This is a genomic window from Novosphingobium aeonii, from assembly GCF_052279045.1.
GTDB lineage: Bacteria > Pseudomonadota > Alphaproteobacteria > Sphingomonadales > Sphingomonadaceae > Novosphingobium.
In genome coordinates this window covers 1461874-1485683 of sequence record NZ_CP176832.1, presented here as the reverse complement: position 1 = coordinate 1485683, position 23810 = coordinate 1461874, and the positions used below count along the sequence as shown (strand labels likewise).

The following is a 23810-nucleotide window of genomic DNA, read 5'->3' as shown; positions in this document are numbered from 1 at the left end:
ATCCGCCCAGCCAAGTCGCTCCGCAAGAAAATGACGTTACTGTCATAAAACTGCAATGGACGTGTGAACCGGCCCGACAACCGCGAGTCGCACCCGCCGGGAGCCTCACTTGCCCCTCATGGTCACACTGTCGTCGTATAAGTGCAGATTTCTGTCACGGTATCGCCAACAAACTGTCACCCCTCAGCCCTAGACCCCGCGCTCAGCGAAGGCGGACTCGCCGTCTCGTTCCGACCTGACCAACGGGGGAATTCACGTGAAGACCATTCATGGCGTGCTGCTTCTGGGCTGCAGCGCACTCGCTCTCGCCGGCTGCGGCGCCGACGACATCTCCTCGCCGGGCGCCGGCTCGATCGACGTGGACATCAACAACCCGGCTCCCACGCCCACCCCGACCCCGGGCACCGGCCTGGTCGAGGCAGCGGCGGAGTGCCCCGGCACCGCGGCCACCGGCGGCCTCGTGCTGAGCAACGACGGTACCATCGAAGGCCCCGAAGGCAGCTGGCGCGTCTGCACCCTGCCCGCGCTGGTCAACGTCAGCTCGACGCTGCCCAAGCGCACCGGCGTGGTCTATCGCCTCAACGGCCGCGTCGACGTGGGCTGCGACGGCGGCTTCAAGGCGCCGACCGCAACTTCGACGTTCGCCACCACGACCGTCGCCTGCGGCGCGCGGACGCTCAGCGCCGACACGAACGTGACGCTGACCATCGCGCCGGGCGCGATCGTCTATGGCGACAGCACCTCGGCTCCGGCCTGGCTCGCCGTCAACCGCGGCAACAAGCTGATGGCGGAAGGTACCGCCGCACTGCCGATCATCTTCACCAGCCTCCAGAACATCCAGGGCTCGAACACCAACGATTCGATGGGCCAGTGGGGCGGCGTCGTGCTGCTCGGGCGCGGCGAGATCACCGACTGCTCGACCGGCATGGGCACCACCGCAGGCAACAACTGCGAGCGCGTGACCGAAGGCGCGGCAGATCCCGCGAACTTCGGCGGCCAGGACAACACCTACAACGCCGGCAGCATGAAGTACGTGCAGATCCGCTTCTCGGGCTATTCGCTCGCTCCGGGCAACGAACTCCAGTCGCTTACCGGCGGCGGCATCGGCAGCGGCACCCAGCTCGAATACATCCAGTCGGTGAACAGCTCGGACGACGGCTCCGAATTCTTCGGCGGTGCGCTCAACCTGAAGCACTACGTCGCCATCAATGCCGACGATGACAGCCTCGACCTCGACACCGGCGTCCAGGCGAACGTCCAGTTCGCCCTGATCGTGCAGAAGCCGAACGCCGGCGACTCGTTCCTCGAGTTCGACAGCAACGGCAACGAAGCCGACGATCCGCGCACCAAGATCACCGTCGCCAACTTCACCGCTGTCCAGACCAGCGTGGGCTCGGGCAACAGCGGCAACCAGGCCTCGATGCTGTTCCGCGGCAACTCGGACGTCACTCTCGTCAACGGCGTGGTCTACACCCCGACGAACGAGTGCCTCCGCCAGAACGGCACCACCGCAGGCGGCTCTGCCGCGACCTCCCTCACCGCCCACTCGGTGGTGATGACCTGCGGCGGCACCGGCGCCTTCCTCGGCACCGGCACTTACGACAATGCCGCCGTCCAGGCCGCATTCAACGCCGGCACCAACAACAACGCCGCCTTCACCTCGACGCTGACGAGCACGTTCGTCAACGGCGCCGGCGAAACCGCGGTCCCGGCTTACGCCAGCCTGTCCACGCTCTCGAGCTTCTTCACCAACGTCACCTATATCGGCGCGGTCAAGGACGCTTCGGACACCTGGTATCGCGGCTGGACCTGCGACACCACCAACGCGAACCTCGGATCGAACAGCGCCTGCACCGCAGTGCCCACCGTCTGATCCGACCGCCCGCAGCATAACAAAGGGGGGCGGTCCAAGCTGGCCGCCCCCCGTTCGCATCCGATCCGATCGCATCCGTTACGTGTTCCAGGGGGACAATCCATGATCAAGCCGCGGCTCGTCACGCTGCTGCTCTCCACCGCGTTGCTCGCGCCGACCGCGGCGTGGGCACAGGACAGCACTTCCGCTCCCGCCTCCGGCATTGCCGGCGCCGTTCCCACTCAACCGGCGGATGACGCGGCGGCCGGAGAAGAGGCGCCCGACGTCTCGATCCCGGGCGGTGCGATCATCGTTACCGGCCAGCGCAGCCGCAACATCGAGCGCACGGCCCCGCAGGTCATCTCGGTCCTTTCCAGCGAGCAGATCGCGCGCACCGGCGAAGGCGACATTGCCGGCGCGCTGGGCCGCGTCACCGGCCTTTCGGTGGTCGGCAACGGCTACGTCTATGTTCGCGGCCTCGGCGACCGCTACTCGCTCGCACTGCTCAACGGTTCGCCGCTGCCCAGCCCCGAGCCGCTCAAGCGTGTCGTCCCGCTCGACCTCTTCCCCACCAGCATCATCGCCTCGTCGCTGGTACAGAAGAGCTATTCGACCAACTTCCCCGGCGAATTCGGCGGCGGCGTCATCAACCTGACGACCAAGTCTATCCCGGAAGAAAGCTTCCTGACCATCGGCGGCGGCATCGGCTGGGATACCGAAACCACCAACAAGCTGGGCTACACCTATTACGGCAGCCAGACCGACTGGACCGGCTACGACAACGGCAACCGCTCGCTTCCCGCCCCGCTCAAGGCCTACCTGAAGAGCGACACCGTGATGGGCTCGGGCAGCGACCAGGCGCTTGAAATCGGCAGCACGCTGTTCCGGGGCCGCAACTCGGTGGTCCAGAAGGTCGACAAGATGCAGCCGAACTTCTCGGCCGATCTTTCGGCGGGTACGCGCGCCGAACTCGGCGACGCCACGCTGGGCGTGATCGCGGCGGCCGGCTACTCGAACAAGACCCAGACCCGCGATGCCGTGCAGCAGCTTACACAGGGGCTGAGCGCCAACCCGGACAATCTCTGGGAAGACTACCGCACGGTCAGCACCGACAACCGGATCATCGTCAACGGCATGCTGGGCCTCGGCCTCGAATGGGGCGACAACTCCATCCGCTGGACCAACCTCTACATTCACGACACCAGCAAGTTCACGCGCCTTCGCGCCGGCCACCAGGAGAGCAACCAGGACGTCGACTACATCTCGCAGAAGACCGCCTGGTACGAACGCGCGCTGCTCGACACCCAGTTCACCGGTGAGTTCAAGCCGGACGACAAGACCTCGATCGACGTACGCGCCGGCTTTGCCAACTCCAAGCGCCTCTCGCCGTTCGAGATCGACTCCGAATATATCCGCACCAACGACGGCACCCAGTTCGGCGAAAACTTCGTCAACACCATGGGCACCGGGGCGGTCGATCCCACCACGATCAGCTTCTCGCGCCTGAGCGAGGACGTGTGGTCGGCCGGCGTCGACGTCTCGCGCCAGTTCTTCGACGGCTGGCGCGGCACCGCCGGCTATGCCTATCAGCTGAACCGGCGCACCAACACCAACCGCCAGTTCGGCGTCTATGCCAGCGGCGACCAGTCGCTGATCCAGGCTTTCGGCCTGCTGCGGCTCGACGTGCTGCTGCAGCCGGGGATGTGGTATCTGAACGATGCCTCGGGCATCAACTACAACCTCGAACTGCGTGACCTGACCGCCAACGTCGGCCAGTTCGATGCCCGCCTGCTCAACCATGCCTATTACGGCAAGGTCGATGGCCAGATCACCGACAGCCTCTCGATCGACGCCGGCGTGCGCTGGGAATATGCCAAGCAGACGACCGTCCTTCGCCCGGTCGGCGGGGTGGCCACGCCGACCACCGGCCTCAAGAAGGAATACTTCCTGCCTGCCCTCACGCTCACTTACGAGCTTGAGCCCGGCATGCAGGTCCGCGTGAACGGCTCGAAGACGATCGCCCGCCCGCAGTTCCGCGAGCTGGTCTACCAGAACTTCTACGATCCCGACAGCAACCGCACCTATCGCGGCAACCCGTTCCTGAAGGACAGCCAGCTCACCAACGCCGAGGCCCGCTTCGAATGGTACTTCGCGCGTGACCAGCGCGTTTCGGTGGGCGGTTTCTACAAGCACATCAAGAACCCGATCGAATCGATCCTCGCCGGCTCCGAAAGCTTCATCACAACTTACGCCAACGCCCCTGCGGCGGACCTCTACGGCGGCGAGCTGGAAGTGCAGAAGAACGTCGATCTCGATACGATCGGCGGCGCCTTCTTCGAGAACCGCCGTCTCGTGCTGATCGGCAACTACACCTACACCAAGTCGAAGCTGAAGGTCGGCGCGGAAGACACCACCGACATCTACGGCGCCAGCACGACCCAGCTTGCCAGCGACTACTTCCAGAACGGCGCGCCGCTCACCGGGCAGTCGGAACACCTGCTCAACTTCCAGCTCGGCATGGAGGACACCTCCGGCCTCTCGCAGCAGACGATCCTGCTCAGCTATGCCAGCAAGCGTTCGGTCAGCCGTGGCCTGGTGGGCAGCATCCGCCAGCCCGACGTCATCGAATACCCCGGCCTGCGCGTGGACGTGGTGCTGCGCCAGGGGATCGCACTGGCCGGCAGGGAACTGGAACTCAAGCTCGAAGGCCGCAACCTCACCGGGCGAAAGCACCTCGAATACCAGACCTTCGAGGACGGCCGCGTGGACTTCAACACTTACGCCCTCGGCCGGGTCTTCTCGCTTTCGGCCACGGCCAAGTTCTGACGATCTCACCAGGGAGGCGCCTGCCCTCCCTACGGCAACTGACGGACCGGTCGCAGCGATGCGGCCGGTCCTTTTTTCTTTGCCAGCACCGGTCGCCCGCGCTAAGGGCCGGCTTGTCATCTGGGGAGTAGCCGCCTGCGCCCCCTTGCCCCGGCCATCGCCCGGACAAGACCAGCAGGACCTGTCGTCAACATACTTGGTCGAGAGACCATGGCGCACAGGAGGACGGAAAATCCGTCCGGGCGAGACCAATGGCGTTGCAGTTCCGTCCGGCCGGGCGGGTTCTGCCGCGCTATTGTCTTGTCTGTTGCCCGGCCCGGAGAATTCACTTGGAAGCCCTGCTGACGTCCACCGCCGTGGTCGCGCTCGCCGAAATCGGCGACAAGACGCAATTGCTTGCGATCGTCCTCGCCACTCGCTTCAAGCGCCCCTGGCCCATTGTCGGCGGCATCTTCGTGGCGACGCTCGCCAACCACTTCCTCGCAGCGCTGGTCGGCGAGCAGGCCTCCGCCTTCCTCGACGGCCAGTGGTTCCGCTACCTCGTTGCGGTCAGCTTCATCGCCATGGCCGCATGGACGCTGATCCCCGACAAGTTCGACGAAGACGACGAGCCCAAGCCCAGCCGCTTCGGGCCCTTCGTGGCCACCGCCATCGCCTTCTTCCTCGTCGAGATGGGCGACAAGACCCAGCTTGCCACGATCGCGCTGGGCGCCCGTTTCCAGAGCGTGCTCCCTGTCATGGCCGGCACTACCATCGGCATGATGCTGGCCAACGTGCCCGCGGTGTTCCTCGGCAACGAGATCATCAAGCGCGTCCCGCTGAACGTGGTGCGCACGATCGCGGCGCTGCTGTTCCTGGTGATCGGCCTCTGGCTTCTTGCCCAGACTGCGGGCCTGCTGGGCTGACGATCCCTGCGGTTTCCGCGCCCTCGCGAGGTAAATCTTTCGCCTTGCGGGGGACGGCGGAGCCGTAAAGACGCCGCCTCGGCAGCAGATGGCGAGCCCTCGGCTTCGTCCGGCAGCTCAGATCGCGTCGAAGACGTAGCCCAGGGAGCGCACGGTGCGCAGCGGATTGCCCGCACCCACACCCTTCAGCGCGCGGCGCAGGCGGCCGATCCAGACGTCCACCGTGCGTTCGTCCACTGGCGGCTCCTGCTTGCCCAGCGCGGCGATCAGCTGGGTACGGGTGAAGACCCGGCCCGGATGCTCGATGAAGTAGCGCAGCAGCCGCAGTTCGTTGGGCATCAGCGAGATCGGCCTGCCCTGCCAGCGCGCCTGGAACGCCGCGACATCCACCGACAGTTCACCCTGCGCGAGGACGCGGCCGTTGGCGGTGTCCTGCTCGCTGATATTGGCGCCCAGCACCCGGTCCAGCAGGGCCGAGCGGGTCAGCGGACCTACCATGTAGTCATCCGCGCCCATGCGCAGCGCACGCTTGCGATCATCGACGTTGTCTTCCTCCAGCACGATCGTGACATGTGCATGCGAGGTCAGACTGTCGGCCCGCAGGCGGCGGCACAGCTCAAGGCCCGACATTTCGGGCAGCACCCAGTCGATGAAGACCCAGAGCGCGCCTTCGATCAGCGGAAGCTCAGCAAAGTCGGTCCAGCGGTGAAGGAGGACGTCGAAATCGTCGTGCCGAAAGGCCGCATGGCCCCCGGAAAGCTCGCTCGCCAGCAATATGTCGATCCGCCGCATGGCCCCCTGCGCATTAGCTACGGGCGGCTACTTGCCGCGCCAGTGTGACGAACAGGTGACATATCGGTGACATCACCATGAAAACACGGGCCGAACCCGCCTGTCATCGAAGTGACCCGCAACCGTCACCGCGCCGCAACGCGAAAGTGGGAATATCCCGGCAACTGGAACGGGGGCGCAACCGATGCGGAAAGACGTGGACACCCTTCTCGAACGCACCACCGGCGACAATGCAGGCGCCTTTGCCGGCACCAACATTCCCGCCTGGCTCGACCTGCCGGACCCGAAAGGCTTCCGGCCCAAACGCAAGTACGAGACGATCTGGATCTCCGACGTTCATCTCGGCACGCGCGGCTGCAATGCCGAGATGCTGGTGGATTTCCTGCGCTCGGTGGAATGCAGGACGCTCTATCTCGTAGGCGACATCGTGGACGGCTGGCGCCTGCGCAAGGGGTGGTACTGGCCCGATGCCCATAACGAGGTGATCCGCCGCATCCTCAAGATGGCGCACCGGGGCACCCGCGTGGTCTTCGTCGCGGGGAACCACGACGAGATGCTGCGCGACTATGCAGGACTGACGTTCGGCGGCGTGGAACTGGTGCTTGAAGCGGTGCACGAAACGCTCGACGGTCGTCGCCTGCTGGTCACTCACGGCGACGCCTTCGACGGCGTGGTGCTCTACGCCAGATGGCTCGCGTTCCTCGGCGACAAGGCCTACGGCGCGTTGCTGCGGGCAAACATCGTGTTCAACGCGGTGCGGCGCAAGCTGAAGATGCCGTACTGGTCGCTCTCCGCCTACATGAAGAAGAAGGTGAAGAACGCAGTCCAGTACGTCTGCAGCTACGAGGAAGCCGTGGCGAACGAGGCGATCTCGCGCGGGTTCGACGGCGTGGTCTGCGGCCACATCCACTGCGCCGAGATCCGCCAGTTCGGCGGCATCACGTATTACAACGACGGTGACTGGGTGGAGAGCTGCACCGCGCTGGTCGAGGACCTCCAGGGTCATATCGCCATCGTCGACTGGATCGCCGAGACCGGCGGCCACACGGCGGATGGCGTGGAGGCGATCCGCGCCGAGGCGGCGGAGTGAAGCTCACCCTGGCGACGGACGCCTGGCTGCCGCAGGTCAACGGCGTCGTCCGCTCGCTCTCGGCCACGCTCGATGAACTGGTGCGGCTGGGGCACGAGGTGGAAACCCTCACTCCAGACCGGTTTTTCACGGTGCCGATGCCCGGCTATGCCTCGATCCGCCTGGCCATGGCACCGCGCTTCGGGGTGCGCCGGATGCTCGACAAGGCGCAGCCGCAGATCGTCCATATCGCCACCGAAGGCCCGATCGGCTGGGCCGCTCGCGGCTGGTGCCTTTCGCGCGGAGTGCCGTTCACTTCGGCCTTCCACACCCGCTTCCCCGAATATGCCGCCGTGCGCACCGGGCTCAGCGCCGAGCGGTTCTGGCCGATCATGCAGCGCTTCCACGCCCCGAGCCAGGCCGTGCTGGTATCGACCGACAGTCTCGCACGCGAACTCGCCGGACGCGGTATCTCCCACACCCGCCGCTGGAGCCGGGGCATCGACCATGCCCAGTTCCACCCGCATGGCACGCGGCACCCGGCGATGGCCGCCCTGCCCGGCCCGGTCCTGCTGAACGTCGGCCGCGTGGCGCCGGAAAAGAACCTCGAAGCCTTCCTCGACGCACCCGTGCCCGGCAGCAAGGTCGTGGTCGGCGACGGCCCCGCCCTGGAAAGCCTGCGACGGCGCTATCCGGACGTGCTGTTCCTCGGCGCGCTTTCGGGTGACGAACTGGCAAGCGCCTACCGCGCGGCCGACTGTTTCGTGTTCCCCAGCCTTACCGATACCTTCGGCCTCGTGGTGATCGAGGCGCTGGCCTGCGGCACCCCGGTCGCCGCCTATCCGGTAACCGGCCCGGTCGACATCCTCGGCCGCGACGGATGCGGGGTGGACGAAGGCCTTCGCGCTCCGGCAGGCGCGGTGGACGCGGTGCTGGAACGGGCGATCGCGGCCGCGCTCACGGTCCGGCGCGAGGACGCGGCGCTGCTGGGCTCGCGCTTCTCGTGGCAGCGGGCGACCGGCCAGTTCCTGACGACGATCCAGTCCGCTCTCGAAGCCGCCGAAAGCCCGAGACGCGCGGCCGCGTAAAGCGCTGCGGCGCGGCGCTCAGCGAAAACCGAGGCTGCGGGAGATATCCGCCGCCTCCTGCTGCACCAGCCGCGCAAGATCCTCCAGCCGGCCCTGCGCGCGCGGGGTGGGCGCGGCCACGACCAAGGCGCCGAGCACCAGCCCCGCGGCATCGCGAATGGCCGAGGCAGTGCCGGTTACGCCGTCCGCCGCCTGATCGACGGTCTGGGCGACGCCCTGCTCCCGCGCATCGGCAATGGCAGCGGCCAGGGCCTTGCGATCCACCAGCGTTGCCGGGGTAAAGGCCTGCGCGCTCAGGCGGCGCAGGTAACTGTCGGTCGCATCCTGTGAGCATGTCGCCAGCAGCGCCCGTCCGCCCGCCGTCGCGTAAAGCGGGCGCCGGTCTCCGACACTGACCGAATAGCGCACGACGTTGCGGCTCTCTACCATGTCAACATAAGTGAGCTGGTCGCCCTCCCCGTCGCCCACGGCGAACAGCACGGTTTCGCCCGTCGCGGCGCAGAGGCGGCGCATGCCGTCTCGGATCAGATCGGAGCTTTGCAGGCGGCGGCGTGCCTCGGCCAGTGCACTGCCGAGGCCGAAGGCGCCGGGGCCCAGCCGCCAGGTGCCATCCGCGCCGATCACGAAGTCTTCCTCTGCCAGCCCGCGCAGCAGCGCCGCGAGGCTGCTTTTTGGCGTGGCGAGACGGCGGCTGAGGTCCGCCAGCGACAGCGGCTCGCTGCTCGCGCAGAGGGCTTCGAGCAGGCGGACCACGCGCGTCACCGATTGCGGCGAGGCCGCCCGCGCTCCCACGCCTTCCGCGGCCGTTCCGTCCTGCTCCGTCACCGTGCTCAAGCCTGCCTCACCGAAATGCCGGGATCACTTCATCCGCGAAGGTCCGGGCATAGGCAAGGAAACGCTCCGCCGGAAGGCCCGGCGGCATCATCATCGTGAAATGCTCAACCGGCGCCTTGTCGCGAAGGGCGCGGAAGCGGTCCACCGCCTCGGCCGGGGTAAGCACCTGAAGCACGCCGCTGCGCTTGAAGGTATCGAGGTCCATCGGCTTCATCGCCGCATCCTCGATCCCGATCGCCCGGTCCTCCGCCATCCACGCCGCATAAGTGTTGCTGACGTGATGAAAATAAGGCGCCAGTTCCTCGACCGCAGCCGCCTTTTCATGCGCGACGACCAGCATCAGTTCCTGCAGCCAGATCTTCGCAAGCGCCGGGTCCTTGCCCTGCTCCTCCAGCTTCTGGCGATAGAGCGGCCAGATATCGAGATTGCCGAAGTACCCGTCGCCATACCTCGCCACCCGCTCCATCGCCTTGGGCGCGAAGCCACCGATGTAGAGCGGCACTTGTCCCCGGCTCGACAGCGCCGAAACCCGCGCGCCTTCGAGGCGGAAATGGCGGCCCTCGAAGTCCACCGTCTCGCCCGCCCAGAGCCGCCGGACGATGCTCAGGAATTCGTCGAACCGCGCACCGCGCCGGGTGAAGTCGAGGCCGTGGGCCGCATATTCGCGCGCCCGGTAGCCGATGGCGAGCCCCATCGCCAAGCGCCCACCGCAAAGCGTGTCGAGCACCGCACAGTCCTCGGCGAAACGCAGCGGCTCGTAGAGCGGGCCAAGCGCGATGCCAGCACCGATGCGCATCCGCTTCGTACGCGCAGCGATGGCCGCAAGCGCCACCAGCGGCGAGGTCATGTAGCCGTCCCCGGCGAGGTGGTGTTCGGGCACCCAGGCCCCGTCGAAGCCCAGCGCCTCGGTTTCGGCAACGACGTCGAGAATTTCGCCATAAAGCGCTTCCGGCGCCCGTCGCCACGGGCCGGGATTGCGGAAATCGTAAAGGTAGCCGAAGCCGAGTTCGCCCATCGTGCCCTGTCCCGTTCGTTCTCGGGCAGGAGCCTAGCGGCCGGGGCCGAGGCGGCAAGGCGCGGGGGCGATGAGTTGGCGAAGCCCGCCCGCCGCCAGCCGCCGCAGGGCACCGGAGCGGCTCCCGGAGGAAGAGCCCTCCGGGAGCTTTCCTGCCTTACTTCTCCAGCTTGACCGGGCCGATCAGCCCCGAAGGTCTGAGCGGCGCATCGGCACGATAGGTCGGCATCGCCGTCCAGGTGATCGGCTTCGCGCCGGGCTGCGCATCGCCGACGAGGCGATTGACCCAGAGATTGGCCACCTTCACCTCGATGGTGTTGGCGCCGTTCTTCACGGCCTTGCCGATATCGATCCGGTAAGGCGCATGCCACGCCGCACCCACCGGCTTTCCGTTCACCGTGACTTCCGCCAGGTCGCCCACCTGCCCGAGGTCCAGCCAAAGCGGCTGCCCCGCTTTCGCACCCTTCGGCAGGTTGAAGCTGCGCGAATAGGTCGCCTCGCCGGAGAAGTACTTCACCCCGGCTTCGGCATTCTGTTCGAGCGGGGCAAGCTTCGGCATCTCGATCGAGGCGGGAGCGCCGCGGTCGGCCTGGAACCGCACCGTCCAGCCATCGTCGAGCGAAGCCAGCGCCTGCACCGGCCTGGCGGGCAGTATAAGGCTCTGCTTCGCGGCCGCCTTGCGGAACACCACGAAGACCGCGTCACCTTCGGCCAGCGAGAGCGGCACGACCGTCTCGCCATTCTCCATGCGGTAGCTTACCGGCTCGCTGGTTCCGGTTTCCGGGTGCCAGAGTTCGGGAGCCTTGCCGGTGACGCGGAAGCGCGCCTCGATGGACTGCGCGCCTTGCGGATTGGAGAGGTAGTAGATCTCGCCCTGCCCGTCGCGGCGGTGGACGAAGGGGATTTTCGTATTCGCCTCTGCTCCGGTGAAGGTGAAATCCGGTGCCACCGACAGCTTGCTAAGCGCGCCTTCCACGTCCTTGCCGGCGATCACGCGGCCCTTTCCGACTGCGGCGTCACCGCTGCCCGGCCAGAGCTTCGCCACCAGCGCCGACCATTCCGCGTCCTGCGGGCCCATCATGCCCCCTGCCATGCTGGGCGTCGAGACCGGCGCATCGCCGATCACCGTGGCGCCGCCCTCGACCAGCGCGGCGAGCTTCTTCAGCGCTCCCAATGTCATGCGCTGCGACGAACCACCGAGGTAGATCGCCCGGTAACGCGCGCCGCCGGGCGCGGCGACCTCGTTGCCCTCGTTGGTGAGCAAGCCGGTGAGCGCATCGTAGCTGAGGAAATCGTAAGCGTGCGAAACCGGCGCATCAGCCACCGGCTTGTCGCCATAGAGCCCGGTCAGCGGTGCTTCCTCGCCGTAGAAGTAGGCCACGTCGGCCACGTTCCGCCCCGCCTGAAGCAGCAGCGAGGAGCGCGAGATATAGTCCACCCAGGGCTTGGCCATCTCGCCCCAGCTTTCCATCCGGTTGAAATACTGGCCGAAGATGAAGAGCGAGAGGCCGGGCTTCTTGTCGTCCACCGGCACATGGACCGAGGTATGGACCACCGGGCGGTTGACGCCGTTGACGAACTCCATGTCGATGAAGCGCTTCAGATCCTTGGGCGCGAAGGCCCAGGGCGACATCGAGGCGGTCATCGATTCCGCCGCGACGAGGTTCTGGCCGTAGAGATGCGCGACCGAAGCCGCGCCCTTCATGTCGGCGATCAGGGTCTGGCGCGGGCCTTCCTCGCGGAAGGTCCACATCGCGGCCATCGGGATATCCGTGTGGCTGCGCATGGTCATGTCGTCGCCCAGCATCGGACGCTTGTCTTCCAGCGCCTCGCCATAGACCTTGAGGCCATTCTCGTGAGCGACCCTGGCGACGGTGCCGTAATGCTCGCTGGCCAGCAGGTCAGCCAGGGTGCGGCGATAGTCGTAGAGGAACTTGTCCGATTGCGCGCGCGTGCCCACCAGCACGCCGGTCAGCGCCGGCAGCCAGGGCCGCGCGTCATAGCCGCGCAGGCGCTGGAACTGCTCCAGCATCTTCGGCGTCCAGTTCGCCTCTCCCACCTCGATGGAATCGGTGAGCAGCGCACGCACGCCGCGCTGGCCGATCATGTCCGGCCCGGCGGCATCCTTGTACATGCCGATGTAGTGATCGAGATAACGGCGCACCGCGTCGCCATCGAACTTGTCCACCTCAAGCCCGGTCGCCTCGGGCGGTGCCGGGTGGTTGGTGGTGCCGAGCAGCGAATAGCCCATGCGCAGCACCCGCCAGCGCTGGCCCTTGGGCAACGCCGGGGCCTGCCAGTCGAGCGTGCCGTCCGCCTTGAGCTTGCCGGTGAGGTCGACAACGCTGGCGGGGGCGATACCGGCGGCACCGTCCTTCGGCTCCTCCAGCGCGTAATAGTCGCGGCTCATCACGAAGCCGGCCTTGGTCTCGAAACGGTCTACTTTCGGAGCGGCATCGAGCGTGAAGGTGCCGACGACCAGCGGCTTCTTCGCCAGCATCGCGCCGACGCCGTCGAACAATCCGTCCATGGCAATGCCCGGCGCGGGCGATCCGAGGCCGCCGTCCTGCTTGCGAGGATTGAGCACGACACGGAAATGCGCGGCGGTAACGGCGGGGAAGCTGACGGTCGTGGGTACGGCACCCAGCGTCAACGTGGCGATCGGCGTCCACGTGTTACCGTCCGCGCTCGATTCCAGCGCGCCCGTGAAAGCGGCTCCGGCGAAGGGAACCACCACATCGGGCACGAAGACCGTCGCGGTGGAGATCCGGGCCGGCTTCGCATAGTCGAGCCGCAGGCTGGGCGCCTCGCCTTCCTTGCGGGCCAGGGTTACGCCCTTGGCAAGATCGCCATCGAACAGCGCGGCAGCGGAGAGCACATTGCCCAGCCCATCCGCCGCGCGCGGCAAGGCGACTGCGGGTTCGACGGATTCGGGGTAAGCGAAGACGCCGACATCGCCGTAGTACGACGGCCCCGGAGGGGCGGGATGACCGGAGATCATCTCCTCGATGGACACCGCGGCACCCAGCGCCTGATAGGGCCCGGTCGCCGAAGGCGGCGCGGAAAGCTTGCCCGAGAAGCGCTGCCCGGCGGCTACCGGGGTCTCCGACCAGACCAGTTTCTTCAGGCCGTCCTGCGGCTGAACCCAGGGGCCGCCGGTTTCCGACCATCCGGGCGAGGCGGCGATGGCGAGTTCGAGCCCCTGCCGGTCCGCCTCGTGCGCGGCGAAACGGAAGGCGTCCTTCCACTCCGGCGTCATGTAGACGAGGCGCTTGTCGACCACTTGCGGGGTCTGAAGATTGGCGTCGAAGTTCTGCAATCCCCCGATGCCGACGCGCTTCATCCACGCCATGTCCTTGGCGATGCCGTCCTTCGAGATATTGCCGTTCATCCAGTGCCACCACACGCGCGGGCGGGCGGAATTGGGCGGATCGCGGAACTGGTCCTCAAGTGGAGCGGTAGAAGCAGCGGCTTCGGCGACGGGCACCTGTTCCTGCGCGGCGGCAGGCATCGCAGCCAGCGCCGAGGTCAGTGCGGTTGCAGCGCGCAGCACGGTACGAAACGATTGGATCGGCATAATTTCCCTCCCAAATCCAAATGGTTGTGTAGATTTTTTATTATTGCAGCAGTCTTGTCTTCACCTTGCCGCCGGGACGGGGAGTCCCGGCGAGAAGGGTTTTCCGGCAGGGCTTGTTACCCTTTGGTCCGGCAGTATTTCAGGATGCGAAAGAGATCAGACGATCCCGGCGCCGAGGCCCACGGCCTTGCGTTCCTGCGCTTTGCGGTCGCGCCAGCGGCTTTCGCGGTAGACGCCCAGCACGTCCGCCGCGCCGCCCGCCTCGACGCGCGCCTTGGCCAGAATCGGGCTGACATCGACATTGTAGGCACGGCGCAGCGCCTGGAAGGCCATCATCGTGTCGTTGGCTTCCTGAGAGAGATGCAGCGCCTCGCGGTCCACCAACAGCGCCTTGGCATAGCAGGAACCGATGGCTTCGGCGGAGGACAGCATGGATTCGATCGGATCGGTCACGTTGTGCGACTGGTCGATCATGTAGCTGGGCTTGAAGCCGTCACGCGGAGCCAGTTCGGCCTCGACCAGTTCGTTGAACACCAGGAACAGCTGGTGCGGGTTGATCGAGCCCGAATCGAGATCGTCATCGCCGTACTTGCTGTCGTTGAAGTGGAAGCCGCCCAGCTTGCCGAAGCGGTGGAGGCGGGCCACGATCTGCTCGATGTTCACGTTGGGCGCGTGGTGCCCAAGGTCGACCAGACACTTGGCCTTGGGGCCCAGTTCCTGAGCGGCGAGGATCGAGGAGCCCCAGTCGCTGATGACGGTGGAGTAGAACGCCGGTTCGAACATCTTGTGTTCGAGCAGCATCCGCCAGTCATCGGGCAGCGCGGCATAGACCTGTGCGGCGGCATCCAGATAGCGGTCGAGGCTGCGGCCGAGGTCCTGCTGGCCGGGGAAGTTGGTGCCGTCCCCCACCCAGACGGTGAGATCGGTGGAGCCGAGCTGCTGGCCGATCTCGATGCATTCGATGTTGTGCTCCACCGCCTGCTGGCGCGTCGCCTCGATGGTCGAGGAGAGCGAACCGGTGGAATAGCTGTGCGCCTGATCTTTCTGGTCCTGGAAGGTGTTGGAGTTCACCGCATCGAAGCCAAGGCCAAGGCTGGCCGCTTCCTCGCGCAGCGCCTTGTAATCGCTCACCTTGTCCCACGGGAAATGCGGCGAGACGCGGGAGGTCAGGCGCGAAAGCTGGTTGATGACGGCGCAGTCTTCCAGCTTTTCATGGATGTTGGTGGGTTCGCCCGCAATCGGGAATTTGGCGAAGCGGGTGCCGCCCCGGCCAGCGCCCCACGAGGGAACGGCGACCGAGAAGGCGGAAACCTTGTCCTTGATCGCATCGATGGCGATGCCAGAACGCTCCAGCTTGCGGCCAAGCGAGGCATATTCGTCCTCCAGCGCATCTGCCGCGCGGGCATTGGCTTCGGCGATCAGTTCATCGGAAATCGGCAGTCTGCTCATTCTCTTATCCTCTTCCGCATCCGGCACCGCGATGCCGGAAAGGGGAATGCGCCGGTTCGTGCATTCCCCCGAAAAACATCTCTTAACGCGTGAACGCCTGTGCGTTACCCGCATCGACATTGATCATGTTGCCGGTCGATTTCGCCGACTGGTCACCGGCCAGGAAATAGACCGCCTCGGCAATGTCGGAAGGCAGCACGTCGCGCTTCAGCATGGAGCGGTTGCGGTAGTGTTCTTCCAGTTCCTTGCCGGTGTCGATGCCGTGGGCGCCCGCGCGTTCCTTGCGCCAGTCGCCGTCCCAGATCTTGCTGCCCTTGATGACCGCATCGGGATTGACCACGTTGACGCGGATACCGTGCGGCGCGCCCTCCAGCGCCAGACAGCGCGCAAGGTGGTTCGCCGCTGCTTTGGCGGAAGCATAGGCCGAGGCATTGGTGGCCGCCGCGACGCCGTTCTTCGACCCGATGAACACCACCGAAGTGCCGCCCTGCTCCTTCATGCCCTTCAGCAGCGGCCATGCGGCGCGGCTGGTGAGAAAGTAGCCCTGCGCCAGCACGTCGTAATTGCGGTTCCACAGTTCGATCGTGGTCTCCTCGATCGGTGCTGACGAGGCGATACCGGCATTGGCAACCAGAATGTCGAGCCCGCCGAATTCGCGCGCGGCCACGGCGAAGGCTTCGGAGACTTGCGCCTCGTCGGTCACATCGCAAACGGCGGCGCGGACCACGTCCTTGCCGAACTGTTTGGCGAAACCGGCGCGGACTTCCTCCACGGCACCCGCATCGCGGTCAGCCAGCAGCACGCAGGCCCCGTCCGCCATCAGGCGTGCGGCGGTGGCGGCACCGATGCCGCCGGCGCCGCCGGTGACGAGCGCCACACGGCCGACCAAGGGCTTGGGTGCGGGCATGCGCTGGAGCTTGGCTTCCTCAAGCAGCCAGTATTCGATGTCGAAGGCTTCCTGCTCGTCGAGCGCGATATAGTCGCCGATGGCCTCCGCGCCGCGCATCACGTTGATGGCGTTGCCGTAGAATTCCCCGGCAAGGCGCGCCGTGGTCTTGTCGGTGGCGAAAGTGATGCGGCCCACGCCCGGCACGAGCACGACCACCGGGTTGGCATCGCGCATCGCGGGCGAGTTGGGACGCTTGCAGCGCTCGTAATAGGCTGCATACATGTCGCGATAATCGGCAATCTTCTGAGCCAGATAGTCCTGGTCCTGAAGACGCGTAGGGTCGAGGGTCAGGGGAGCGATCTTGGTGCGCAGGAAGTGATCAGGGCACGAGGTGCCGAGACCGGCCAGACGCTCGAACTCCGCCGAGTTCACGAATTCCAGCGCTTCGGCGTCGTCCGAGAAGTGGCCCAGCTTGCGGCGCGCGCCGGTCATCAGACCGCGCAGGCGCGGCATGAGATCGGCGGCGATCTCCGCGCGGTTCCCGGCAGTGCCATGGGCCGCGCCGCCGAAGGCAGGCTTCTCGCCCAGCTTGGCGTTGAGATAGTTCGCCGCGTCCGCGATCAACTCGACAGTGTGTTCGTAGCAGGACTTGGCGCTGTCGGCCCAGCAGATGATGCCGTGACCGGCAAGCATGACGCCCTCGACGCCTGGATTGGCCGCCACATAGTCGCGAAGCTCGACGCCGAGCGTGTAGCCAGGGCGCTTCCAGCCGAGCCAGCCGATCTTGCCGCCCCAGATTTCCTGCGTTGCCGCTTCGCCGCCCGAACTGGCGGCCAGCGCGATGATCGCGTCCGGGTGAACATGGTCGACATGGGCGAAAGGCAGCAGCGAGTGCAGCGGCGTATCGATCGAGGCGGCGCGCGCGTTCAGGTTGAAGGTGCAGTGCGGCAGGTAGCCGACCATCTTGTCGTCGTCTTCCGGCCCGGCATAGTGCGCCTCAAGGCCGAGCAGCTTGTCCTGATAGAGCGTGGCGAAACCGTCGAGCTTCATCGAGCCGATGTCGCCGCCCGAACCCTTCACCCACAGCACTTCCACCGTTTCGCCGGTGAGCGGGTCCACTTCCGCCAGCTTGGCCGAGGTATTGCCCCCGCCGAAGTTGGTGACGGTCAGATCGGAACCGAGCAGGTTGGAGCGATAAAGCAGCAATTGCTCGGGAGACAGCGTCGCGGCCAGCGAATCGTCCCAGCGGCTGGAAGGAACGGCAAACGGTATCGCAGCCGGGCGGGAAGCGGTCATGGTATCCATAGTCATCCTCTACCAATTCGTGCTTGCATGAGCAATCTGTTTCGCTACAAAACGATCACGTTCGATCATCAAAGTCAATCATAATTGGTCAGAGCGTGTTTGGGTTGGAGGATGGTTGGAGAGCCATGACGGGTACCGGTACATTCATCGTCGTCGATATCGGCAAGACCCTCAGCAAGGTGACGCTGTGGACGCGCGGCGGGCGCATGATCGACCGTCAGGTACGCCCCAACGTCCCCTGCGAGCATGACGGGCTGCGTGTTCTCGACGTCGAGGGAATCGGCCAATGGCTGCGCGCCACGCTGCGCGGCTGGTCCGGCCATCCGGTGGAAGCGATCATCCCCGTGGCCCACGGCGCGGGCTTCGCCGCTCTCGACGGCGCCGGCGGCAATGAGGGCCTGCTGTTCCCGCCGCTCGACTACGAACAGGCCGTCCCCGAAGACGTGATGGCCGACTATCGGCGCGAGCGTGACGCCTTCACCCTCACCGGCAGCCCCGCCCTGCCCGACGGCCTCAACCTCGGCACGCAAGTCTACTGGATGGCCCGCCGCCACCCCGAGGAGATGGCCCGCGCCACGCTCGTTCCCTGGGCGCAGTACTGGGCCTGGTTCCTCTCCGGCAAGGCCGCGAGCGAAGTGACCAGCCTCGGCTGCCACACCGATCTCTGGTGCCCCGCCGATGCGCGATTCTCGCCCATGGCCGAACGATTCGGCTGGGCGGAACGCTTTGCCCCCGTGGTCAAGGCGAGCGACATGGTGGGCACGCTCCGCCCCGAGATCGCCGCCGAGACCGGCCTTCCGGCCACGGCCCAGGTGCTGGCAGGCCTCCACGATTCGAACGCCGCTCTCCTCGCTGCGCGCGGCTTCGCCGAGATCGCACGGCTGGAGGCGACGATTCTCTCCACCGGCACCTGGTTCATCGCCATGCGCCTTGCTGCCGAGACCTTCTCCATCGCCGCCCTTCCCGAGGCGCGCGACACCCTCGTCAATGTCGATGCCTATGGCTGGCCGGTGCCTTCCGCGCGCTTCATGGGCGGGCGGGAGATCGAATCGGTAATTCAGATCGACACCCGCCGCGTCGACATCCGACCCGACCAGCCCAAGCTGATGGACGCCGTGCCGGGCCTGCTCGAACGCGGGACGATGATGATGCCCACGCTCGCGCCGGGTTTCGGACCGTTCCCTCACGGCAAGGCAGACTGGGTGGACAAGCCCGAGGAATGGGCCGGCACCTGGTACGCGCGGCGTGCCGCGATCTGCCTCTATGCGGCGATGGTGGCCGACACCTCGCTCGACCTGATCCGCTCGAAGGAGCGCCTGCTGATCGAGGGTCGCTTCGCCGATGCCGAAGTCTTCGTGCGCGCCCTCGCCGCGCTGCGGCCGGAAACCGAAGTCTATGTGGCGAACGCACATAACGACGTCTCGTTCGGCGCGCTGCGGCTGATCAATCCGCTGCTGCAAGCGCAAGGCGGGCTGCGCCGTGTCGAGCCGCTCGAAGGCGATCTCATGGCCTACCGCGAGAAGTGGCGCGCGCACATGCGGGAGCTTGCCTGATGATCACCGCCTCCATCCCCGACTTCCGCGAGGCCGCCCGCCGCCGCCTGCCACGCTTCCTGTTCGAATATATCGACGGCGGCTCCTATGCCGAGGCAACGCTCCGGCGCAATGTCTCCGACCTTGCTGACCTTGCGCTGCGCCAGCGGGTGCTGCGCGACGTTTCGCAGCTCGACCTCTCGACCGAATTGTTCGGCCAGAAGCTCGCCCTGCCCGTCGCCCTCGCCCCGATCGGGCTGGCCGGACTCAATGCCCGGCGCGGCGAATGCCAGGCGGTGCGCGCGGCGGACAAGGCGGGCATTCCCTTCACGCTCTCCACCGTGGGTGCCTGCACCATCGGCGAAGTGGCCAAGGCGGCGAGCAAGCCGTTCTGGTTCCAGCTCTACATGATCCGCGACCGCGCCTTCATGAAGGACCTGCTGGCCAAGGCGGTCGAGGCAGGCTGTTCCACGCTTGTCTTCACGGTGGACATGCCCGTCCCCGGCAGCCGCTACCGCGACTATCACACCGGACTTGCCGGAACCGGCGGGCTGAAGGGCGCGGCATGGCGCGCGGCGCAAGCGATGATGCGCCCGTCATGGGCCTGGGACGTGGGCCTCAACGGACGGCCCCACACTTTGGGCAATGTCGCCCCCGTGCTTCAGGGCCGCACCGGCATCGAGGATTTCTTCGCCTGGATGCGGAACAACTTCGACCCTTCGATCAACTGGCGCGATCTCGATTTCATCCGCTCGGAATGGAAGGGCCCGCTGGTCATCAAGGGCATTCTCGATCCCGAGGATGCGAAGGAAGCCGCCGAACTCGGCGCGGACGGGCTCGTCGTTTCCAACCACGGCGGCCGCCAGCTTGACGGCGTGCTTTCCAGCGCGCGCGCCCTGCCCCCCATCGCCGACGCCGTGGGAGACCGCATGACCGTGCTGGCCGACGGCGGCATCCGCTCCGGCCTCGACGTCGTGCGGATGCTGGCGCTGGGCGCCAGGGGCGTGCTGCTCGGCCGCGCATGGGCCTGGGCGCTCGGCGCCGGGGGCGAGGCGGGCGTGACCAAGATGCTGAAATTGATCGAGGCCGAGATGCGCGTCGCCATGGCGCTCACCGGCACGACGAAAATCGCAGAGATCGACAGAACGATCCTGGCGGGAGGGACCTGAAAATGACTGAAACCACGGGACAAGAGGACAACTGGCGCAATACCATACTCGCCGGCCTCGCCAATTATATCGACGCCGGCTCGATCGTCGCCGGCTCGGCCGCGCTCGCGCTCTGGCAGGAAAGCTACCACCTCTCCAACGACTTCGTCGGCCTGATCGCCGCCTTCGGCCCCAACGCCATCGGCGCGGGCGTGGGTGCGCTGATCGGCGGCTGGCTCTGTGACAAGCTGGGCCGCAAGAAGATCTACCAGTGGGACATGCTGATCTACGCGCTGGGCATGTCGATGCTGGTCTTCGCGGTAGCGCCGTGGATGATCGTGGTCGGCTTCCTGATCGTCGGGCTCGCCGTGGGCGCGGACATTCCCGCAAGCTGGTCGCTGATCGCCGAACAGGCGCCGGACAACAAGCGCGGCAAGCATTCCGGGGTGGCGCAGGCGCTGTGGTATCTCGGCCCGGTCGTGGTGCTGCTGATGAGCCTCGCGCTTACTTCGCTCGGCGTGCTCGGCGCGCGGATCGTCTTCGCGCACCTCGTGGTGATCGCACTCGGCCTTACCCTGCTGCGCTCGAAGATGAAGGAATCGGAGCGCTGGGTGGAAGCCCAGAAATCCGAGGTAAAGCGCCCGCCGGTCTCCAGCCTTTTCAAGGGCAAGTACCTCGCCTCGATCCTCGGGCTCGTGGGCATGTACGGGTTCTGGAACCTCTGGGCCGGTACCAACGGCTTCTTCTTCCCCTATATCCTGCGCACGATGGGCGCGGCCACCCAGGCCCAGAGCGTCGCCATTCAGGCGGTCTCGTTCTTCGTTGCCATGATCTCGGTGACGTTCATCTTCATGCGCCTGTCGGACAAGGTGAACCAGCGCACGCTGTTCATCGTCTCCGCGGTTATTCAGGTCGCGGGCATGATGCTGCTGGCGGTATTCCCGCTGACGATCCCGGTCGCGCTGCTCTATGTCTTCCTGCTGCAATTCGGCGGCGGCTTCGGCGCGCAGAGCTTCTTCCAGCTCTGGAGCTCGGAGATGTTCCCCACCATGCTGCGCTCCACCGCGCAGGGCGTGTGCTTTGCCATCGTGCGCATCTCGCTGGGCGTGTTCAGCTTCTTCGTGCCCATGCTCAACGCCACGGGCTTTACGAACCTTGCCTGGATTCTTACCGGGTTCCTTGTCATCAGCGGGATCATCGGCGCACTCTGGGCGCCGCGCAACGAAGGCAAGTCGCTAGAACAGCTCGAAGCCGAACAGGCCGATCCCGGCCGGACTCAAAAGGAAGCACAAGTCGCATGCACGCCGAGGAACGCGAACGCCTGATACTCGAGGCCGTCGCCGATACGGGCTTCGTGAGCTACCGTGCTCTCGAAGCCCAGCTCGACGCCTCGCCGGCCACGATCCGGCGCGACCTGACGCGGCTGGAGGAATCCGGCCGCATCCTGCGCGTCCACGGCGGCGCCAAGCTGCCCGAGGACGAGAAGCCTGACAGGCCCCAGGGTCTGGCAGGCACGCCCTTCGAGCAGTCCATCACCCAGAACCTGCCCGCCAAGCAGGCCATCGGCCGCGCCGCCGCCCAGCTCTGCCGCCCCGGCGAGGGGATCATGATCGACGGCGGCACCACCACGCTCCAGATGTGCCCCTATCTCGACGGGCTGGACATGCAGGTGCTGACCAACTCGCTGCACATCGTCCACACCCTGCTTCCGCAGACCGGAACGCGGGTGCTGCTGCCGTCAGGCACTGTGTTTCGCGAACAGAACATCGTCCTTGCCCCTGCGGGCGAGGATTCGATGCCGCGCTTCCACGCGCCCAAGCTGTTCATGGGCGCGGCGGCGGTCGGACCTCAGGGGGTGATGCAACAGGACGTGATCCTCGTCGCCGCCGAGCGCCGGTTCATGGACCGGGCCGAGGAAGTGATCCTCATGGTCGACAGCTCGAAGTTCCGCTCCTCCTCGGGCGCGATCGTCTGCGGGCTGGACGAGGTGGACGTGGTTATCACCGATGCGGGCGTGCCGCAGGATATGGCGGAACGGCTGCGGGATCTCGGGGTGAAGGTGATCGTGGTTTAAGGAAGGTCCGCTCCTTGCGGCGCAGCCAGTAAGTCTTCCGGAGCGCGGAACGCGGTTGGCCCGGCTGACCTCGACAGTATTGGGGGTGCAGGGGGGTGCTGCCCCCCTGCCTTTCCTCTTCCCCCTTTAAAGCGAATTGCGCTTCGCAATCCCACCCAGCACCGAGGCGCTCGGCTTGGGCGTCCGCACGAAAGTCGTGCGGTCCACGCTGCACAGGCCGAAGCGCGGCTTGTAGCCGAAAATCCACTCGTAATTGTCCAGCAGCGACCAGTGCATGTAGCCGAGCACCGGCACCCCATCATCCATGGCCTGCTTCAGCCCTTCCAGCGCGGCGGGAATGAAGCGCGCGCGCAGCGTGTCGTCCTCGGTGCCCACGCCGTGTTCGGAGACCAGCACCGGAACCTTCGTGGCAGCGTGGACATAGCGCACCGCGCCCGCCAGCGACGGCGCCCAGACTTCGGTGCCGGACCAGTTGCGGTCGGCGCCGTCGGGCGCGGGCAGACGGCCCTTGTCGTTCCAGACCGCGCGCTCGTAGTTCTGCACGCCGATGAAATCGTCACCCTTGGCGATCTCCAGCCAGCCGCCGTAAAGTTCGGCGCGGACCTTGTCGCGCAGGGAGTTCTTGCCGGCAGCCTGGTCATCCAGCACCGAGAGCGTGAAGCCCACCGGCAAGTCGCCGCGTACCGCCTTGATCGCGGCGCGTGCGGCCTTGTGCCCGGCCATCTGGCCCGCGACGATGGCGTCCACGTCCTCGCGACCGGCGACATTGGCGCAGAGGAAGCGCTCGACGCCAAGGCGCTTTGTGGCGGCGGCAAGGGTCTGGCGCTGCATGTCCCATACCGGCGGCGGCAGGATGTTCTTGAGAATGAGCAGGATATTCGGCTCGTTCAGCGTCATGGCCATGGCGATATCCGCACCGATCGCGCGGGCCACCTTATCGCAATAGCGGGCGAAGAGCTGTGCCGATTCCGGGTTGGTCCACCCCCCTTGCGCGCTGAACCAGAGCGGCGCGGTGAAGTGGTTGAACGTCACCAGCGGCGCAAGCCCGCGCGCGTGGCAGCCCTCGACGATGCGCTTGTAGTGATCGAGCATGGCCTGAGAGAACAGACCCTTCTCCGGCTCGATCCGCGCCCATTCCACGCCGAAGCGATAGGACGTGAGGCCCAGCGACTTCACGATATCGAGATCGGTCGCCCAGAGTTCCAAGCTGTTCACCGCGTCGCCCGAGGGCTCGGCGAAGACGGTGGGCTTCTGGTTCTCCACGAACCAGAGATCGGAGGAAACGTTGTTGCCCTCGATCTGGTGCGGCGCGGTGGCGGCGCCCCACAGGAAGCCTTTCGGGAAAGCCGGGGCCGGACGCTTCGAGGCCGCATGCGCCATGACCGGCGCAGCCGCTGCCAGCGCGCCCACGGCAAGCAGGCTTCGGCGGTCGAGATTGAGTATCTTGGTCATCGA

At 66.3% G+C, this 23810-nt stretch carries 16 protein-coding genes and 1 riboswitch; of the genes, 9 read left to right on the top strand and 7 right to left on the bottom strand.

From position 1 onward, the window contains the following. Positions 1 to 256: 256 nt before the first annotated feature. The 3 genes from ACLIMP_RS07345 (at position 257) to ACLIMP_RS07335 (ending at position 5583) form a co-directional block, all read left to right on the top strand. The gene (locus ACLIMP_RS07345; protein WP_054440217.1) at positions 257 to 1873 is read left to right on the top strand and encodes a beta-helix domain-containing protein; all 1617 of its coding nucleotides are present in this window, start codon (positions 257 to 259) and stop codon (positions 1871 to 1873) included. A gap of 102 nt (positions 1874 to 1975) precedes the next feature. Further along, positions 1976 to 4678 (top strand): TonB-dependent receptor domain-containing protein, encoded by a 2703-nt coding sequence (locus tag ACLIMP_RS07340; RefSeq protein WP_324698499.1) that lies wholly within the window; start codon positions 1976 to 1978, stop codon positions 4676 to 4678. 108 nt (positions 4679 to 4786) lie between these two features. Further along, positions 4787 to 4918: riboswitch (yybP-ykoY riboswitch) on the top strand. 89 nt (positions 4919 to 5007) lie between these two features. Further along, positions 5008 to 5583 carry a TMEM165/GDT1 family protein gene (locus tag ACLIMP_RS07335; RefSeq protein WP_054440213.1) on the top strand — a complete coding sequence of 192 codons (576 nt, stop codon included), beginning with the start codon at positions 5008 to 5010 and terminating at the stop codon, positions 5581 to 5583. A gap of 117 nt (positions 5584 to 5700) precedes the next feature. Here the strand turns inward: ACLIMP_RS07335 and ACLIMP_RS07330 are convergent, their stop codons facing one another. Then, entirely contained in the window at positions 5701 to 6375 is a 675-nt protein-coding gene (locus ACLIMP_RS07330) for a response regulator transcription factor (protein ID WP_054440211.1), read from the bottom strand. 184 nt (positions 6376 to 6559) lie between these two features. Between ACLIMP_RS07330 and ACLIMP_RS07325 the strand changes: the two genes are divergently transcribed. Both ACLIMP_RS07325 and ACLIMP_RS07320 read left to right on the top strand, forming a co-directional pair. Beyond that, positions 6560 to 7465, top strand: coding sequence for a UDP-2,3-diacylglucosamine diphosphatase (locus tag ACLIMP_RS07325; RefSeq protein ID WP_324698496.1), 906 nt, complete (start codon positions 6560 to 6562; stop codon positions 7463 to 7465). Next, positions 7462 to 8532 carry a glycosyltransferase family 4 protein gene (locus ACLIMP_RS07320; RefSeq protein WP_185997863.1) on the top strand — a complete coding sequence of 357 codons (1071 nt, stop codon included), beginning with the start codon at positions 7462 to 7464 and terminating at the stop codon, positions 8530 to 8532. The genes ACLIMP_RS07325 and ACLIMP_RS07320 overlap by 4 nt, the downstream gene beginning before the upstream one ends. 18 nt (positions 8533 to 8550) lie before the next feature. Here the strand turns inward: ACLIMP_RS07320 and ACLIMP_RS07315 are convergent, their stop codons facing one another. The 5 genes from ACLIMP_RS07315 to ACLIMP_RS07295 all read right to left on the bottom strand — a co-directional run bounded on the left by ACLIMP_RS07315 (position 8551) and on the right by ACLIMP_RS07295 (position 17601). Beyond that, positions 8551 to 9357 (bottom strand): IclR family transcriptional regulator, encoded by an 807-nt coding sequence (locus ACLIMP_RS07315; protein ID WP_324699011.1) that lies wholly within the window; start codon positions 9355 to 9357, stop codon positions 8551 to 8553. 16 nt (positions 9358 to 9373) lie between these two features. Beyond that, entirely contained in the window at positions 9374 to 10381 is a 1008-nt protein-coding gene (locus ACLIMP_RS07310; protein ID WP_324698493.1) for an LLM class flavin-dependent oxidoreductase, read from the bottom strand. A gap of 157 nt (positions 10382 to 10538) precedes the next feature. Continuing rightward, the gene (locus tag ACLIMP_RS07305) at positions 10539 to 13958 is read right to left on the bottom strand and encodes a glycosyl hydrolase (RefSeq protein WP_443478142.1); all 3420 of its coding nucleotides are present in this window, start codon (positions 13956 to 13958) and stop codon (positions 10539 to 10541) included. A gap of 156 nt (positions 13959 to 14114) precedes the next feature. Further along, on the bottom strand, positions 14115 to 15407 hold the full coding sequence (locus tag ACLIMP_RS07300; protein WP_324698489.1) for a sugar isomerase: 1293 nt from the start codon (positions 15405 to 15407) through the stop codon (positions 14115 to 14117). An 82-nt stretch (positions 15408 to 15489) separates the two neighbouring features. Then, positions 15490 to 17601, bottom strand: a complete 2112-nt coding sequence (locus ACLIMP_RS07295) for a bifunctional rhamnulose-1-phosphate aldolase/short-chain dehydrogenase (RefSeq protein ID WP_443478141.1) — start codon at positions 17599 to 17601, stop codon at positions 15490 to 15492. A 125-nt stretch (positions 17602 to 17726) separates the two neighbouring features. On the opposite strand from ACLIMP_RS07295, the gene ACLIMP_RS07290 reads away from it, so the two are divergent. The 4 genes from ACLIMP_RS07290 to ACLIMP_RS07275 are packed head-to-tail and all read left to right on the top strand — an operon-like array spanning position 17727 to position 22355. Further along, entirely contained in the window at positions 17727 to 19154 is a 1428-nt protein-coding gene (locus tag ACLIMP_RS07290; RefSeq protein ID WP_324698485.1) for an FGGY-family carbohydrate kinase, read from the top strand. After that, positions 19154 to 20302 (top strand): FMN-dependent L-lactate dehydrogenase LldD, encoded by a 1149-nt coding sequence (gene lldD, locus ACLIMP_RS07285; RefSeq protein ID WP_324698483.1) that lies wholly within the window; start codon positions 19154 to 19156, stop codon positions 20300 to 20302. The genes ACLIMP_RS07290 and lldD overlap by 1 nt, the downstream gene beginning before the upstream one ends. A 2-nt stretch (positions 20303 to 20304) precedes the next feature. Further along, on the top strand, positions 20305 to 21606 hold the full coding sequence (locus ACLIMP_RS07280; protein ID WP_156336735.1) for an MFS transporter: 1302 nt from the start codon (positions 20305 to 20307) through the stop codon (positions 21604 to 21606). Beyond that, the gene (locus ACLIMP_RS07275; RefSeq protein WP_054440198.1) at positions 21579 to 22355 is read left to right on the top strand and encodes a DeoR/GlpR family DNA-binding transcription regulator; all 777 of its coding nucleotides are present in this window, start codon (positions 21579 to 21581) and stop codon (positions 22353 to 22355) included. Before ACLIMP_RS07280 ends, ACLIMP_RS07275 begins: the two co-directional genes overlap by 28 nt. A 126-nt stretch (positions 22356 to 22481) precedes the next feature. On the opposite strand, the gene ACLIMP_RS07270 is transcribed toward ACLIMP_RS07275, so the two are convergent. Further along, positions 22482 to 23807 (bottom strand): glycoside hydrolase family 1 protein, encoded by a 1326-nt coding sequence (locus tag ACLIMP_RS07270; RefSeq protein ID WP_443478140.1) that lies wholly within the window; start codon positions 23805 to 23807, stop codon positions 22482 to 22484. Positions 23808 to 23810: the final 3 nt, after the last annotated feature.